Source organism: Pseudomonas sp. JQ36, from assembly GCF_053851495.1.
Map to the genome: position 1 here is coordinate 3,997,342 of NZ_CM132642.1, position 16,423 is coordinate 4,013,764.

Annotated in this window: 17 protein-coding genes; 4 read left to right on the forward strand and 13 right to left on the reverse strand. The window is 61.7% G+C overall.

All coding sequences use genetic code 11. The features are described from left to right. The first annotated feature begins 55 nt into the window (after positions 1-55). From ACS4NR_RS17985 to ACS4NR_RS18000, 4 genes are all read left to right on the forward strand, one after another. Positions 56-661 carry an LPS-assembly lipoprotein LptE gene (locus ACS4NR_RS17985; protein ID WP_456018003.1) on the forward strand — a complete coding sequence of 202 codons (606 nt, stop codon included), beginning with the start codon at positions 56-58 and terminating at the stop codon, positions 659-661. 39 nt (positions 662-700) lie between these two features. Beyond that, positions 701-1,738, forward strand: coding sequence for a DNA polymerase III subunit delta (gene holA, locus ACS4NR_RS17990; protein WP_456018004.1), 1,038 nt, complete (start codon positions 701-703; stop codon positions 1,736-1,738). A gap of 197 nt (positions 1,739-1,935) precedes the next feature. Next, positions 1,936-2,100, forward strand: a complete 165-nt coding sequence (gene arfA, locus ACS4NR_RS17995; protein ID WP_007975872.1) for an alternative ribosome rescue factor ArfA — start codon at positions 1,936-1,938, stop codon at positions 2,098-2,100. Positions 2,101-2,161: 61 nt separating this feature from the next. Continuing rightward, positions 2,162-3,484, forward strand: a complete 1,323-nt coding sequence (locus tag ACS4NR_RS18000) for a lytic murein transglycosylase (RefSeq protein WP_115986832.1) — start codon at positions 2,162-2,164, stop codon at positions 3,482-3,484. 125 nt (positions 3,485-3,609) lie between these two features. On the opposite strand, the gene ACS4NR_RS18005 is transcribed toward ACS4NR_RS18000, so the two are convergent. The 13 genes from ACS4NR_RS18005 to ACS4NR_RS18065 form a co-directional block, all read right to left on the reverse strand. Further along, positions 3,610-4,560: a S66 peptidase family protein gene (locus tag ACS4NR_RS18005; protein ID WP_456018005.1), complete on the reverse strand. Its 951-nt coding sequence runs from the start codon at positions 4,558-4,560 to the stop codon at positions 3,610-3,612. Positions 4,561-4,804: 244 nt separating this feature from the next. After that, positions 4,805-5,803 carry a lipoyl synthase gene (lipA, locus tag ACS4NR_RS18010; RefSeq protein ID WP_160768663.1) on the reverse strand — a complete coding sequence of 333 codons (999 nt, stop codon included), beginning with the start codon at positions 5,801-5,803 and terminating at the stop codon, positions 4,805-4,807. Between the two features lie 25 nt (positions 5,804-5,828). Beyond that, complete coding sequence (gene lipB, locus ACS4NR_RS18015) at positions 5,829-6,476, reverse strand: lipoyl(octanoyl) transferase LipB (protein WP_025108695.1); 648 nt, start codon at positions 6,474-6,476, stop codon at positions 5,829-5,831. Further along, on the reverse strand, positions 6,476-6,751 hold the full coding sequence (locus tag ACS4NR_RS18020) for a DUF493 domain-containing protein (RefSeq protein WP_095139193.1): 276 nt from the start codon (positions 6,749-6,751) through the stop codon (positions 6,476-6,478). Before ACS4NR_RS18020 ends, lipB begins: the two co-directional genes overlap by 1 nt. Positions 6,752-6,837: 86 nt before the next feature. Further along, positions 6,838-7,995 (reverse strand): D-alanyl-D-alanine carboxypeptidase family protein, encoded by a 1,158-nt coding sequence (locus ACS4NR_RS18025; RefSeq protein WP_095139191.1) that lies wholly within the window; start codon positions 7,993-7,995, stop codon positions 6,838-6,840. A 187-nt stretch (positions 7,996-8,182) separates the two neighbouring features. After that, positions 8,183-9,193: a septal ring lytic transglycosylase RlpA family protein gene (locus ACS4NR_RS18030; RefSeq protein WP_115986835.1), complete on the reverse strand. Its 1,011-nt coding sequence runs from the start codon at positions 9,191-9,193 to the stop codon at positions 8,183-8,185. Further along, complete coding sequence (mltB, locus tag ACS4NR_RS18035; RefSeq protein WP_007960589.1) at positions 9,193-10,203, reverse strand: lytic murein transglycosylase B; 1,011 nt, start codon at positions 10,201-10,203, stop codon at positions 9,193-9,195. The genes ACS4NR_RS18030 and mltB overlap by 1 nt, the downstream gene beginning before the upstream one ends. Before the next feature lie 17 nt (positions 10,204-10,220). After that, on the reverse strand, positions 10,221-11,324 hold the full coding sequence (gene rodA / locus ACS4NR_RS18040) for a rod shape-determining protein RodA (RefSeq protein WP_166497270.1): 1,104 nt from the start codon (positions 11,322-11,324) through the stop codon (positions 10,221-10,223). Between the two features lie 31 nt (positions 11,325-11,355). Then, positions 11,356-13,251: a penicillin-binding protein 2 gene (gene mrdA, locus ACS4NR_RS18045; RefSeq protein ID WP_095139185.1), complete on the reverse strand. Its 1,896-nt coding sequence runs from the start codon at positions 13,249-13,251 to the stop codon at positions 11,356-11,358. 10 nt (positions 13,252-13,261) lie between these two features. Then, on the reverse strand, positions 13,262-13,729 hold the full coding sequence (gene rlmH / locus ACS4NR_RS18050) for a 23S rRNA (pseudouridine(1915)-N(3))-methyltransferase RlmH (protein ID WP_003185785.1): 468 nt from the start codon (positions 13,727-13,729) through the stop codon (positions 13,262-13,264). Between the two features lie 9 nt (positions 13,730-13,738). After that, positions 13,739-14,233, reverse strand: a complete 495-nt coding sequence (rsfS, locus tag ACS4NR_RS18055) for a ribosome silencing factor (protein WP_007960601.1) — start codon at positions 14,231-14,233, stop codon at positions 13,739-13,741. Positions 14,234-14,305: 72 nt separating this feature from the next. Further along, the gene (gene nadD / locus ACS4NR_RS18060; RefSeq protein WP_049827899.1) at positions 14,306-15,028 is read right to left on the reverse strand and encodes a nicotinate-nucleotide adenylyltransferase; all 723 of its coding nucleotides are present in this window, start codon (positions 15,026-15,028) and stop codon (positions 14,306-14,308) included. Then, the gene (locus ACS4NR_RS18065) at positions 14,997-16,268 is read right to left on the reverse strand and encodes a glutamate-5-semialdehyde dehydrogenase (RefSeq protein ID WP_456018006.1); all 1,272 of its coding nucleotides are present in this window, start codon (positions 16,266-16,268) and stop codon (positions 14,997-14,999) included. Before ACS4NR_RS18065 ends, nadD begins: the two co-directional genes overlap by 32 nt. Between the last annotated feature and the right edge of the window lie 155 nt (positions 16,269-16,423).

A 16,423-nucleotide genomic window follows, 5' to 3' on the forward strand; every position in this document is an offset into this window, starting at 1 on the left:
GTAAAACCTTTCGGGCCGCAGGGTCGGCCCACATGGTTTCAAGGGGAGCAACACAATGATCAAACGCAATCTGCTGGTGATGGGCCTCGCCGTTCTGCTGAGCGCCTGCGGTTTCCAGCTGCGTGGCACCGGCACCAACGAACTGACGATCAAGGAGCTCGATCTGAGCGCCCGCAACGCTTATGGCGAGACCGTCACCCAACTGCGTCAAGTGCTGGAGGCCAGCGGCGTCAAAGTCTACAGCGGTGCGCCGTACAAGCTGTATCTGGCTGACGAGCAGGAAAGCCAGCGCATCCTCAGCTACGCTGGCGCGGGCCGTACTGGCGAATATCAAGTCAGTACCGTGCTGAACTACGACATCGTCGGCGAACACAACCTGAACCTGTTGAGCGACAAGCTTGAAGTGCAGAAAGTGTTCATCCACGACGGCAACAACCTCGTCGGCTCCGATCAGGAAGCCAACGACGCCCGTCGCGAAACCCGTCGCGAACTGGTTCAACGCATGATGCTGCGCCTGCAACAGCTGACGCCGGGCCAACTGCAGCAATTGCAGCAAGCGGCCAACGACCGTGCCCGGGCTGAAGCCGACGCGCTGAAGGCGGCACAGAAAGCTGAAGCGGAAACCCCGCGCCAGTCGCCGCTCGAACTGCCGCAGCAGTAAGACGTACGGGGCGCTCAGGCGCCCCGTTCGCCGTCTCTTATGAAGCTCGCTCCCGCTCAACTCGGCAAACACCTGCAAAGCGCGCTTGCGCCCGTCTATATCATCAGCGGCGATGACCCGCTGTTGTGCCAGGAAGCCGCCGACGCTATCCGCAGTGCTGCCCGCCAGCAAGGTTTCGACGAGCGCCAGGTGTTCGCCGCCGACGCCAATTTCGATTGGGGTACCTTGTTGCAGGCCGGCGCCAGCATGTCCCTGTTCGCTGAAAAGCGCCTGCTGGAACTGCGCTTGCCGTCAGGCAAACCCGGTGACAAGGGCGCTGCAGCGCTGATCGAATACTGCTCGCGCCCCGCCGAAGACACGGTGCTGCTGATCAGCCTGCCCAAGCTCGATGGCAGTGCGCAGAAGACCAAGTGGGGCAAGGCGCTGGTCGAAGGCCAGCAGACCCAGTTCATCCAGATCTGGCCGGTGGATGCCAATCAGCTACCGAGCTGGATCCGCCAGCGTCTGTCGCAAGCCGGTTTATCGGCCAGCCAGGACGCAGTCGAACTGATTGCCGCACGCGTGGAGGGCAACCTGCTCGCCGCCGCGCAGGAAATCGAAAAGCTCAAACTGATGGCCGAAGGTGGGCAGATCACCGTCGAAACCGTGCAGGCCGCAGTGGCCGACAGTGCGCGCTTCGACGTGTTTGGTCTGACTGACGCCGTGCTCAACGGCGAACCGGCACACGCCTTGCGCATGCTTGAAGGCCTGCGCGGTGAAGGCGTCGAGCCACCGGTGATTCTCTGGGCACTGGCGCGGGAGTTGCGCCTGCTGGCCAATATCTCGCTGCAGTACAGCCAGGGCACGCCGCTGGACAAGTGCTTCAGCCAGGCGAAACCGCCAGTCTGGGACAAGCGCAAACCCCTGATGAGCAAAGCCCTGCAACGCTACTCGGCGCAACGCTGGGCGCAGTTGTTGCTCGAAGCGCAACGCATCGATGCGCAGATCAAGGGGCAGGCCGCCGGCTCACCCTGGATGAGCCTGAGCCGGTTAGCGCTGTTGATGTCCGGCCAACGCCTTTCACTGCCCGCCGAGTAAGACGTTCAACCGCATCCCCCCTTCGCGAGCAAGCCCGCTCCCACAGTCGACCGAGTTCTATCAGGTGAATGCGATCGACTGCGGGAGCGGGCTTGCTCGCGAAGGCGTCAGAATATTCCTACGCAATAGAGGCTGGACAGACGCGCGGCTTCGGCAGATTATTCGCCCCGCAGCACCCACCTACCGAGAGAATCATCATGAGCAAAAAGCCATCGAAACATGGCCCGAACAAGGCCAAGTCCATCATCGCCCAACCCCTGTTCCGCAGCCGCCAGGAACGACCAGCCAAGGGTAAAGGCAGCTACCGCCGCGAAGCCTTCCAGTCTGACAACTGGGAGGCTTCTTACTTTCTGGCTGCCTGAAGCACACCACCCCCCGGTCATGTTAAGGTCTGCACCTGATTCGTATCCTCTGGAACCGTGCATGCCCTTCAGTCTTTCCCGTCGTTGGCCCGTTCGCCAACTGATCGCTGCCTCCAGCTTCATTCTGCTTGTCGCCTGCGCGGAAAAACCTACCGCCGCCGATGCGCAACCCCTGCAAGCCGCCCCAGTCGCCACAGCCCCAGCGATCATCCCGCCGGTAGTGCCGTCCGCTGACCCGCTTGATCTTCAGCCAACCCAGACGTTTGCCGAATGGCAGGCGGGTTTCCGCAAGGACGCCCTCGCCGCCGGGATCCGCGCCGATCTGTTTGATCGCGCCTTTGCCAATGTCAGCTTCGATGCCAGTGTGATCAAAGCCGACCGCAGTCAACCAGAGTTCTCCCGTCCGGTCTGGGAATACCTCGACGGCGCCCTGTCGCCGCTGCGGGTGCGCAAGGGTCAGGCGCTGATCAGCCAGTACGCCGACATCCTGCAAAGCATCGAGCAGCGTTATGGCGTGGATCGCCAGGCACTGGTGTCGGTGTGGGGCATGGAAAGCAATTTCGGCCAGTTCCAGGGCAGCAAATCGGTGATCAACTCGTTGGCGACCCTGGCCTATGAAGGCCGCCGCCCGGGCTTTGCTCATGCGCAACTGATCGCAGCCCTGCAGATTCTGCAACAGGGCGATATCACCCCTGAGAAGATGCTCGGCTCGTGGGCCGGGGCGATGGGCCAGACCCAGTTCATTCCGACCACCTACAACACCCACGCCGTGGATTTCGACGGTGACGGGCGCCGCGACATCTGGGGCAGCCCGGCCGACGCCCTGGCCTCCACCGCGCATTACCTGCAAAGCTCCGGCTGGCAACGTGGTCAGCCATGGGGCTTCGAAGTGCAATTGCCGAGCAGCTTCAACTACACCCTGGCCGATGGCGCGATTCGCAAGACCGTCGCCGAATGGCGGCAACTGGGAGTAATCCTGCCCAATGGCGGTCAGGCCCCGGCCGGTTCGGAACAGCTGTCCGCGGCCCTGCTGCTGCCGGCCGGTTACCGTGGCCCGGCGTTCCTGATCCTCGACAACTTCCGGGCAATCCTCAAGTACAACAACTCGTCGTCCTATGCGCTGGCGGTGAGCCTGTTGTCCGAGCGCTTCAACGGCGCAGGCCTGATCAACGGCACCTGGCCGAAAGATGACCTGCCATTGAGCCGTACCGAGCGTATCGAATTACAGACGCTGCTGAGCGCGCGTAACTACGATGCAGGCACGGCGGACGGGATTATCGGCGCCAATACGCGTAAAGCGATTCGCAGCGCCCAGCAGGCGCTGGGTTGGCCGGCGGATGGTTATCCGACGCATAAGTTGCTTGAGAGCCTGCGTACTCAATAGAAAGATAGTCGTCTGGCTGATGCCGCTTCGCGAGCAAGCCCGCTCCCACATTGGTTCTGTGTACGACGCGAATCAAATGTGGGAGGGGGCTTGCTCCCGAAGACTGACTCACTGGCAACCAAACCCTAGCGTTTGATCACTACATCCTGTTCCAACATCAATTCCTTCTTCCCGGCATCCAAGCGAACCAGCGCCCCCATCGGCAGCGTCAGGTTCGGGTCGCAATGCCCGCTGCGCCACCCCGACAGCACCGGAATCCGTAATGGTTCGAACGTCTGCTTGAGCAAGCGATTCAGCGCCTCGATATCGACCCCGGCCACATCACCAACCAGCACCCCACGCAATCGGGCCAGTTTGCCGGCCAGACGCATCTGCGTGAGCAAACGATCGATCCTGTACAACGGCTCGTTGACGTCCTCGATCAGCAGGATCACCCCTTCCACGTCGATTTCATAAGGCGTGCCCAGCGTCGAAGCAATCATCGCCAGATTGCCGCCAAGCAAGCGCCCATGCGCGATGCCCGGTTCGACCGTGGTCAACGGATAAGCCACCGGATGACTCAGCACACTGCCCGCCTTCAACTGACCGCGCAGCATGGCGAAGAATGAGGTGACGGTCGGCGGCTCCTTGTCGCCCAGCAAATCGGCATTGAGCAGCGGGCCGTGGAAGGTCACAAAACCGGTGTAGCGACTGATCGCCAGATGCAGTGCGGTGATGTCGCTGTAGCCGACAAACGGCTTGGCGTGACGGCTCAGCAGATCGTAATCAATCCGGTCCAGCAGCCGCGGTGTGCCGTAGCCGCCGCGCAGGCAAATGATCGCGTCGACATCGGGGTCAGCGAATGCGGCGTGCAGGTCATTGAGGCGTACGTCGTCGCTGCCGGCCAGATAGCCGTCCTTCTCGTAGACACCGGGGAACACTTTCAGCGCATATCCGCGGGCGCGCATCCACTGCACAGCCTTTTCCGTGTCCAGCGCACCGGGGCCAGCAGGGGCGATCACACCGATCAGCCCTTCGGACGGCAGCGCCGGTACGGGTTTGTGCGGAAAAAGGGTGTGGGTCGGTCGAACGGTCATCCATGGGTCTCCCTGTGTGAAGTCTTGCAGACACAGTAGTCAGGAACGGAAATAAACAAAAGAGGTGAAACTACCCAATAACCCGTGGCGATGGAGCTTGCTCCCGCTGGGTTGCGCAGCGACCCCAAGATTTTTGGGACTGCGTCGCACCCTGGCGGGAGCAAGCTCCCTCGCCACAGGTTTTGACAGGCCCAAACAAAAATACCCGCCGAAGCGGGTATTTTTCGAGGCTATCAGCGCCGGATCAGGAACCGAGCAGCTCGGCCTTGACCAGTTTCGCCTGCTCGTCGGCGTGGTACGAGGAACGTACCAGCGGGCCGGAAGCGACGTTCTTGAAGCCCATCTTGTAACCTTCCTCGGCGAACCAGGCGAAGGTGTCCGGGTGCACGAAACGCTGCACCGGCAAGTGGCTGCGCGACGGTTGCAGGTACTGGCCGAGGGTCAGCATGTCGATGTCGTGTTCGCGCATGCGCTTCATGACTTCGATGACTTCTTCGTCGGTCTCGCCCAGACCCAGCATCAGGCCGGACTTGGTCGGAATGTGCGGCATCATCTGCTTGAAGCGTTGCAGCAGGGTCAGCGACCACTGGTAGTCAGAACCCGGACGCGCAGCCTTGTACAGACGCGGCACGGTTTCCAGGTTGTGGTTGAACACATCCGGCGGCTCGGCGGCGGTGATTTCCAGGGCGATGTCCATGCGGCCACGGTAGTCCGGAACCAGGGTTTCCAGCTGCACGTTCGGCGACAGCTTGCGGATCTCGCGGATGCAGTCGGCAAAGTGCTGGGCACCGCCGTCGCGCAGGTCGTCGCGGTCAACCGAGGTGATCACCACGTACTTGAGCTTGAGGTCGGCAATGGCGATCGCCAGGCTTTCCGGCTCGTTGACGTCCAGTGGCTTCGGACGACCGTGGCCAACGTCGCAGAACGGGCAACGACGGGTGCAGATGTCGCCCATGATCATGAAGGTCGCGGTGCCGCCGGAGAAGCACTCGCCCAGGTTCGGGCAGGAGGCTTCTTCGCAGACGCTGTGCAGCTTGTGCTTGCGCAGCAGACTCTTGATCCGGTCGACTTCCGGCGAAACCGGGATGCGCACGCGAATCCAGTCGGGTTTCTTCGGCAGTTCGGTGGTCGGAATGATCTTTACCGGGATGCGTGCAACCTTCTCGGCGCCGCGCAGCTTGACGCCGGCTTCAACCTTGGGACGCGGGGCCGGGCGCTCGGTCACGTCGAGCGTCGGGATCATGGTTTGCACTGCATCAGTAGTCATATCAGTCGATTCCGCCCGTCAGGGTCGTCTGCTCAGCATAGTCGAGGTGTTTGACGAGCTGCGCGCGCAGCCGGGCACTTACCTCGGCAAATTCAATCGATCCTGCGTGATCGCTCAGCTGGGTCATCGCCAGCCCGGCATAGCCGCAGGGATTAATCCGTCGAAACGGCTCCAGGTTCATATCCACGTTCAAGGCCAGGCCATGAAAGGAGCAACCGTGGCGAATCCGCAAACCCAGAGAAGCGATTTTCGCTCCATCGACGTAGACGCCGGGAGCATCTGGCTTGGCGGCGGCGGTGACGCCGTAGCTGGCCAGCAGTTCGATCAGGCACTGTTCCATGCGCGTGACCAGATCACGTACGCCGAAACCGAGCTTGCGTACGTCCAGCAACAGGTAGGCGACCAACTGGCCCGGGCCATGATAAGTCACCTGCCCGCCGCGATCGACCTGTACGACCGGGATATCGCCCGGCAGCAACAGATGTTCGGCTTTGCCGGCCTGGCCCTGGGTGAACACTGGAGGGTGCTCGACCAGCCAGATTTCGTCGGCGGCATTGCTGCCACGTTCGTTGGTGAAGCGTTGCATGGCATGCCAGACCGGCTCATAAGCCATCTGGCCAAGTTCGCGAAAGCCCAGCGTGCCCGGCATCACAACACCATGTGCACGAAACCGGTCGCCCGCAGTTCGCTGTTGATGTTGTACAGCTGATCCTGATCGGTCGCGACGATGTGCAACTGGATGGTGGTGTACTTGCCGTTGGTGCTTTGGCGTTCGACATCAAGGCTATGATTGATGTCCGCATGCTTCTCAACGATTGCGACGATCTTGTCCTTGTTCCCAACACCTGTCTCACCGATCACTTTAATCGGGTAGTCCTTAGCGGGGAATTCGATCTTTGGCGCCTTTACTTCGGTATCGGTCATGGCGTAACGGCCTCGTAAGCGTAAGCCGTGGTAACGCACATGGCCCCGAACCGGACAGGAACGGGGCCATGCAGGTCAACACTCAATCAGTTGAACAAGCCGTAGAAGAATAGACGGATGCTATCCCACATGCGGCGGAAGATACCACCCTCCTCGACAGCGTCCAGAGCGATCAGGTCGGCGCTGTGCACTACCTTGTCGTCCAGTTTCACTTCGACTTTACCGATCACATCGCCCTTGGCGATTGGCGCGATCAGTTGCGGGTTCATGGTCATGCTGGCAGCGAGCTTTTTCAGCTGGCCTTTTGGCAGGGTCATGGTCAGGTCTTGAGCCAGGCCGGCCTTGACTTGACTGGTGGTGCCTTTCCACACCGGGGCCTGAGCCAGTTCGGTGCCCTTCTGGTAGAAGGTCTGGGTTTCGAAGAAACGGAAGCCGTAGGTCAGCAGTTTCTGGGTTTCAGCGGCGCGCGCCACTTCACTGTTGGTGCCGAACACCACGGCGATCAGACGCTGGCCGTCACGGACAGCCGAGGACACCATGCAGTAGCCGGCTTCGTCGGTATGACCGGTTTTCAGACCGTCAACGGTCTTGTCGCGCCACAGCAGCAGGTTGCGGTTAGGCTGCTTGATGCCGTTCCAGAAGAACTCTTTCTGCGAGTAGATCGCGTAGTGAGCCGGGTCTTCGTGGATGATCGCGCGCGCCAGGATCGCCATGTCGTGAGCCGACGAGTAGTGCTCAGGGTTTGGCAGACCGGTCGGGTTCATGAAGTGCGAGTTGGTCATGCCCAGATCGGTGACCGTCTTGTTCATCAGGTCGGCGAACGCGTCTTCGCTGCCGGCGATGTGCTCGGACAGCGCCACGCTGGCATCGTTGCCGGACTGGATGATGATGCCGTGCAGCAGGTCGCTGACGGTCACTTGCGAGCCGACTTTGATGAACATCCGCGAACCGCCGGTACGCCAGGCGTTTTCGCTGACGGTCACCGGGTCGTTCTCACCGATCTGGCCACGACGGATTTCCAGCGTAGCGATGTACGCGGTCATCAGTTTGGTCAGGCTGGCTGGCGGCAGACGCTGGTCACCGTTGTTCTCCACCAGCACGTTGCCGCTGCTGGCGTCCATGAGCACGTAGGCTTTTGCAGCCAGTTGAGGTGGCGACGGCATCATCTCGGCCGCGAAGGCGGCTGGCGAGAGGAGCAGCGGGACTAGCAGACACAGGCGTTTGGCAAAGGTGGTGATGTTCATCCGTCTCTCGAAATCGCTAATGGAAACTTGCCCGAGGGCAAAACTATTCAGACAGCCTTTTAACGGGCCATCGCGTGTTCAGTTGCTCACTCCAGTCACCCTTGCCGGGCTTTTGTTCTTCGACGAGCCAACAACCTGGTTCACCCCCCAAAACCGCAGGTGAACCGTCAATCAAGTGCTACGTTTCTTACTCTGTGACCACGCTCGGCGAGCCGAGATTGGCCAGGCGCACACTGTTCTGCACCTGGGCGATTTCACCCGGCGAACCGATCGGCCCCAGGCGTACCCGGTGCAGGGTCTGCTGATTGCGCACGATCGAGCTGATGAACACCGGAGCGCTCACCATCCCGCTGAGCTTCGACCTCAGGAGTTCTGCAGCGTCCGGGTTGGCGAACGCGCCCACCTGCAGATACTGGCCAGACGCTGGTGCAGAAGCGTTTTTTTTTGCGCTGATCTGTACAGGGACAGTGTCAGAGGCATGTTGCTGCGGCGGCGGAGTCCACTGCTCGATGGTACCGGCCGACGCCGTGATCACCGGGGCGCTATTCTGCGCGACTCGCGGCTCGTTGAGCATCAGCGGCGCCGGACGGCCCTTGGCGGCCCACCATTGCTGCGGATCGATGCCCTCGACCTTGACCCGCGCGGTGCCGGTTTCGGCATAACCGAGCTTCTTCGCGGCCGCGTAGGACAAGTCGATGATCCGGTCCGAATAGAACGGCCCGCGATCGTTGACCCGCAGGATCACGCTCTTGTTGTTGTCCAGATTGGTCACCCGAACGTAACTTGGCAGTGGCAGAGTCTTGTGGGCGGCACTCATGCCGTACAGGTCATACACTTCGCCGTTGGCGGTGTTCTGCCCGTGGAACTTGGTGCCGTACCAGGACGCCGTGCCCGAGGCGACGTAGGTCTTGGATTCCTGCAGCGGGAAATAGGTCTTGCCCAGCACGGTGTACGGGTTGGCCTTGTACGGACCGGTGTGCAGGGTCGGCGTGGCGTCCGGGATTCGCGAAACATCGACATCCCACCACGGCGCGCCGTCTTTGTGCGCGCGGTTGATGTCCAGCCCCGGCTGTGCACGCACGGCAGTGGACGGGGTCTTCTGGGTCGGCGCGCGGCTGGTCGAACAGCTGGCGACCAGCACCGCCAACGCAGCGAATGCCACCAGCTTCAGGGGTTTATTGATAGGCAATGCCCGCATTACTTGACGCCCCGTGCTTTTACCAGCTCTTCAGACAGTTGATGTACAGCCATGGCGTACATCACGCTGCGGTTATAACGCGTGATCGCGTAGAAATTCTTCAGGCCCATCCAGTATTCAGGGCCGTTGTCGCCTTCGAGGCGAAATGCAGTAACCGGCATATCATCGCGCAGCGCATCATGACTTGACCAGCCCAGCGCTCGCAACTCTCCGACCGTTTTCGTCGGCTCGATGCCGGTGGTCAGGCCTTCATCGACCTGTTCGCCGCGCACGTCGGCGCGGCTGACCACCGGTTCCCCGGCGACCCAGCCATGCCGCTTGAAGTAACTGGCCACGCTGCCGATCGCATCGTCCGGATTGGTCCAGATATTGATGTGACCGTCACCGTCGAAATCCACCGCATAGGCGCGAAAGCTGCTCGGCATGAACTGCGGCAAGCCCATCGCCCCGGCGTACGAGCCCTTGAGGGTCAACGGATCGACCTGTTCTTCGCGGGCCAGCAGCAGGAACTCACGCAATTCCTTGCGGAAAAATTCGGCACGGGGAGGATAGTCGAAACCGAGCGTGGACAACGCATCAATCACCCGGTAATTGCCGGTATTACGTCCGAAAAAGGTCTCGACGCCGATGATCGACACGATGACTTGTGCCGGTACGCCATATTCCTGCTCGGCACGGGCCAGTACGGCCTCGTGCTGGCGCCAGAAGTCCACACCACGGGCGATGCGCGCGTCGGTGATGAACATCGGGCGATATTCTTTCCACTGTTTGACCCGCTCGGCGGGTTTGGAGATCGCGTCGAGAATCGCCTGCTTGCGCTGGGCCTCGCGGAACACCGCCATCAGTTGCTCGCCGGCAAAACCGTAGTCGCGGGTCATTTCACCGACGAATTCGGCCACCTGCGGTGAACCTTCGTAATCGCCGGCCAGCGCTTCCTGCGCGCTGCCAAGGATGCCGACCAGGCCGACCCACGGCGCGTAACGAGTCGCCCAGCTGCGCATGACTTGCATTGAACTCTTCACCTTATTCAAACCTGTGCGATCCACTTGCGATGCGTATGAATCGACATCAAAACCCCAAACGCTGACAGCAGTGTCACCAGCGAAGTTCCTCCGTAGCTAATGAAGGGCAACGGCACCCCCACCACCGGCAACAGGCCACTGACCATACCGATGTTGACGAAAACATAAACAAAAAACGTCATGGTCAGCGCGCCGGCGAGCAGTTTGCCGAACAGCGTCTGCGCCTGGGCGGTAATCACCAGGCCGCGACCGATCAGCAACAGATAGATCAGCAGCAGCGCGCAGATGCCCACCAGACCGAACTCTTCGCCCAGTACGGCGATGATGAAGTCGGTGTGGCTTTCCGGCAAAAAGTCCAGGTGCGACTGGGTGCCCAGCAGCCAGCCCTTGCCGAAAACACCGCCGGAACCGATCGCGGCTTTCGACTGGATGATGTTCCAGCCGGTGCCGAGCGGATCGCTTTCCGGGTCGAGGAACGTGAGGATCCGCTGCTTCTGGTAGTCGTGCATGATGAAGAACCACATGGCGATCGCCACCGGCACGGCGGCAGCCAGCACGCTGAGGATCCAGCGCCAGCGCAGGCCGCCCATGAACAGCACGAACGCACCGCCGGCCAGAATCAGCAGCGAAGTCCCGAGGTCAGGCTGGCGCACGATCAGAATGAACGGCACACCGATCAGCATCAGGCTGATGCCGACGTGCTTGAGCTGCGGCGGCAGCGTGCGCTTGGACAGATACCAGGCAATCGTCGCCGGCATCAGAATCTTCATGAACTCCGAAGGCTGGAAGCGGATCACCCCGGGGATGTTGATCCAGCGCGTCGCGCCCATGGCGTTGTGGCCCATGATGTCCACCACCAACAGCAGCACCACGCCGATCACGTAACCGAGCGGCACCCAACGCGCCATGAAGCGCGGTTCGAACTGGGCAATGACGATCATCGACACCAGACCGATGCCGAACGAGGTGGCCTGTTTACCCAGCAGATCCCAGCTCTTGCCACTGGCCGAATACAGCACGAACAGACTGCCTGCGGCGAGGATCAGCAGCAGGATCAACAGCGGACCATCGATATGCAGACGTTGCAGCAGCGTCGCCCGGCGACGCATCACATCCTCGCTGGAGAGCATGCGATCAAAATTATTCATCACGGGCCGTAGCCTCCGCACTGATAGGACCGGCGTATTCGGCCTTCAACCGACCATCCTGATCCAGAAGCCAGGCATCCATGACCTGACGCACCACTGGCGCGGCGACTCCGGAACCGGACTCACCGTTCTCGACCATCACCGAAACGACTATTTTCGGGTTGTCGGCCGGGGCGAATCCGACGAACAAGGCGTGGTCGCGGTGGCGCTCCTGAACCTTGGAACGGTCGTATTTCTCGCCTTGCTTGATCGCGACGACCTGAGCCGTACCCGACTTGCCGGCAATTCGATATTGCGCACCGATCGCCGCCTTGCGCGCGGTACCCCGGGCGCCGTGCATCACCTGCTGCATGCCGTGGTTGACCTTGGTCCAGTCCGACGGATCGCGCAGGACGATGTTCGGCATCGGGTTCTCATCCACAGGTTTTGCGCCTTCGATGGTCTTGGCCAGGTGCGGGCGGTTCCAGATGCCTTTGTTGGCGACCAGCGCCGTGGCCTGCGCCAGTTGCAACGGTGTGGACTGCATATAACCCTGGCCGATCCCCAGAATCAGGGTTTCGCCCGGGAACCACGCCTGCTTGCGCGTCGCCCGCTTCCACTCGCGGGACGGCATCAGGCCAGGGGATTCTTCGAACATGTCCAGCGAGACTTTCTGGCCGATGCCGAACTTGTTCATGTAGGCCGACAGCCGATCGATGCCCAGCTTGTGCGCCAGGTCATAGAAGTAGGTGTCGTTGGAACGCATGATCGCCGTGTCGAGGTCGACGAAGCCGTCACCGGTGCGGTTCCAGTTGCGGTATTTGTGATCGTAGTTGGGCAGCATGTAGTAACCGGGGTCGAACACCCGGCTCGACGCCGTCACCACTCCGGCATCAAGACCGGCAATTGCCACCGCCGGCTTGATCGTCGAACCCGGGGGATACAGACCGCGCAGCACCCGGTTGAACAGCGGCCGGTCGATGGAATCGCGCAGCTCGGCATAGGCCTTGAAGCTGATGCCGGTGACAAACAGGTTCGGGTCGAAACTCGGCTGACTGACCATCGCCAGCACTTCGCCGGTGTTCGGATCGAGCGCAACCACCGCGCCGCGCCGCCCGCCCAGCGCGGCTTCGGCTGCTTCCTGCAGTTTGATGTCCAGACTCAGGACGATGTCCTTGCCGGGAATCGGATCGGTCCGCTTGAGCACGCGCAATACGCGGCCCCGGGCGTTGGTCTCGACTTCCTCGTAACCCACCTGGCCGTGCAGTTCCGGCTCGTAGAAACGCTCGATGCCGGTCTTGCCGATGTGGTGAGTGCCGCTGTAGTTGACCGGGTCGAGGGTCTTCAGCTCTTTCTCGTTGATCCGCCCCATGTAACCGACCGAGTGCGCAAAGTGAGCGCCCTGCGGGTAGTGGCGCACCAGCTGCGCAACCACTTCCACCCCAGGCAGGCGGAACTGGTTCACCGCGATCCGGGCGATCTGCTCTTCGGTCAGCTCGAACAGGATCGGCACCGGCTCGAACGGCCGGCGCCCCTGACGCATGCGCTTCTCGAAGATCACCCGGTCCTCGGGCGTCAGCTGCAGCACTTCGACGATCACGTCGAGCACTTGCTGCCAGTCGCCGGAGCGCTCGCGAGTCATGCTCAGGCTGAAGCTGGGGCGGTTGTCCGCCACCACCACGCCGTTGCGGTCGAAGATCAACCCGCGGGTCGGCGGAATCGGCTGCACGTGGACCCGGTTGTTTTCCGAGAGCGTCGAGTGGTACTCGTACTGGATCACCTGCAAGTAGTACAGCCGCGCAATCAGCACGCCGATCAACAGCATGATCGCCACAGCCCCGAACACGACGCGGCTACGCACCAGGCGGGCGTCCTTTTCGTGGTCCTTGATGCGGATCGGCTGAGACATGAGGGCAGGACTACTTGTGGTAAGGGTGACCGGACAGCACGGTCCAGGCACGGTACAGCTGTTCGCCGATCAGGATCCGCACCAGCGGGTGCGGCAAGGTCAGCGGCGACAACGACCAGCGCTGATCGGCGCGGGCGCAGACTTCCGGCGCCAGCCCTTCGGGGCCGCCGACCATGAAATTGACCGTGCGCGAATCCAGCCGCCAACGGTCGAGTTCGACCGCCAGTTGCTCGGTACTCCAGGGCTTGCCGTGGACTTCCAGCGTGACAATCCGCTCGTTCGGCCCGACCTTGGCCAGCATGGCTTCGCCTTCCTGGCGGATGAAACGGGCCACGTCGGCGTTCTTGCCACGGGTATTGAGCGGAATTTCCACCAGTTCCAGCGCCAGCTCGGACGGAAGACGCTTGGCATATTCATGCCAGCCTTCTTCCACCCACTTGGGCATGCGTGAACCGACGGCGATCAGTCGCAGTCGCACAGCAATCCCTTACAACTGGTCTTTGTTGAGCTTGGTGAAATGCTCGTGGGTGTTTTCCGGGCTGTGGTGCTTGGCGTCTGCCGCACGGCTTTGCTCGGCGCCGGCCCACAGGCGTTCCAGGTCGTAGAACTGACGCGCCGAGGCGGTCATCATGTGCACGATCACCAGGTCGAGGTCGAGCAGAACCCAGTCGCTGTCGCCCTTGCCTTCTTCGCCCAGCGGCTTGGCGCCCTGCTTTTTGACTTCTTCACGGACCTTGTCCAGCATCGCGTTGATCTGGCGATTGGAAGTACCGGTGGCGATGATCATGTAGTCGGTGATGCTCTGCTTGTCACGCACATCGATGATCTGGATGTCTTGCGCCTTGACGTCTTCCAGGGCTGCCACGGCAACCTTGACCAGCTCGTCGCCCTTGAGCGGCTCATTGGTGTTGGCGACTTCCGGCAGCGGCGCGCTCTTGAAGGTGCCTTTGCGCTTAACTTTGCTTACATCTTTGTCGGTCATATAAAACTCGTTTTGCTCATGTATTCGGCGGCTTGGCGATACGTGGATTCGTATCAGTGAAGCACGCCTTGTTCAGTTCGACGCACGGTACAGACCGTGCGCATCGATGTAGGCCAGGACCGCGTCGGGCACCAGGAAACGTACCGACTTACCGCTGGCCAGCAGTTGACGGATCTGGGTGGCGGAAACCGCGAGCGGAGTCTGCCAGACGAATGCAATCTGTCCGCTCGGCCCTTTCAGGGCCAGCGGGTCGCTCACCGAACGCGCTGCCAGCAGGTTGCGCAAGGCATCCGGCGGTTCGCTGTCGGCGTCCGGGCGCTGTAGCACCAGGATGTGGCAATGCTGGAGCAACTCTTCCCAGCGGTGCCAAGTGGGCAGGCCGCAAAATGCGTCCCAGCCCAAAAGCAGAAAAACCTGGGTCTCGGCGGCCATTTCGGCACGCATCAACTCCAGGGTATCAATGGTGTAGGACGGCTTGTCCCGCTGCAATTCGCGGGCGTCCACCACCAGCGGCGGCACTCCGGCCACCGCGCACTCAACCATTGCCAACCGATCCTGCGCCGACACCTGCGGCGTATCGCGGTGCGGCGGCCGGGCGCTGGGCATCATGCGCAGCTCGTCGAGCAGCAGCGCTTCGGCGACTTCCAGCGCACCGCGCAAATGGCCGATGTGCACTGGATCGAACGTGCCGCCCAGTACGCCGATGCGCCGGGGTCGGAGTTCGCCGTCAGGCAGCGGCGCTGTCAGGTCGAGGTCGGTCAAGTCAGACCGTCGCCTGGCCGCGCAACTGGCCATCACCGACCACGATGTACTTCTCGCAGGTCAGTCCTTCGAGACCCACCGGGCCGCGGGCGTGCAGCTTATCAGTAGAAATGCCGATCTCGGCACCCAATCCGTACTCGAATCCATCGGCGAAGCACGTGGGGGTGTTGATCATCACCGACGCCGAGTCGACTTCCGCGACGAAACGCCGGGTGTCGGCGAGGTTTTCGCTGACGATCGAGTCGGTGTGATGCGAGCCGTAATGGTTAATGTGTTCGATGGCTTGGTCCAGTCCGTCGACCACCCGGATCGACAGGATCGGCGCCAGATACTCGGTGCTCCAGTCGTCTTCGCTGGCCGGTACCGCGTCGATGATCGCCCGGGTGCGTTCGCAGCCACGCAGCTCGACGCCTTTCTCGCGGAACTGGGCAGCCATCGACGGCAGGAAATCCTTGGCAACACTTTGATCGACGAGCAAAGTCTCCATCGCCCCGCAGATGCCATAACGATAAGTCTTGGCATTGAAGGCGATGCGCTGGGCTTTCGCCAGATCGGCGTGCTCGCTGACAAATACGTGGCAGATGCCGTCCAGATGCTTGATCACCGGCACCCGGGCATCGCGGCTGATTCGTTCAATCAGGCCACGGCCACCGCGCGGCACGATCACGTCGACGTACTCGGGCATGGTGATCATCGCGCCGACGGCGGCACGGTCAGTGGTTTCGACCACTTGCACCACGGCTGCCGGCAATTCGGCCTCGGCCAGACCGCGCTGGATGCACGCGGCAATCGCGCGGTTGGAATGAATCGCCTCGGAGCCACCGCGCAGGATGGTCGCGTTGCCGGACTTCAGGCACAGACTGGCGGCATCGATGGTCACATTGGGCCGGGATTCGTAGATGATCCCGATCACCCCCAGCGGCACGCGCATCTTGCCGACCTGAATCCCGGACGGGCGGAAGCTCATGTCACGGATCGCACCGACCGGGTCGGGCAATGCTGCCACCTGACGCAGGCCGACGATCATGCCGTCGATGCGCGCCGGAGTCAGCTCCAGACGCTCCAGCAGGGCCGGCTCCAGGCCATTGGCGCGACCGGCGGCCAGATCCTGTTCATTGGCTGCGGCCAGCTCGGCGCGAGCAGCGTCCAGCGCATTGGCAGCAGCCTGCAGGGCGCGGTTCTTCTGCGCGGTGCTGGCACGGCCGATGACCCGGGAAGCTTCGCGGGCGGCGCGACCCAATCGGGTCATGTAGTCAAGAACGGACTCAGTCATGGTCTGCTGGGGTCTTGGCAAAGAGGAAAGCGGCAGATTATAGCTGTCGCGTCCCGGGACTAACAGCGGTGACAGGCGGATGGTCGAAATGGACTGCAATTTGCCGACGTTCAGCCGTAATTAAGCCGCGGATTGTTATCATCACGACCTCCTTC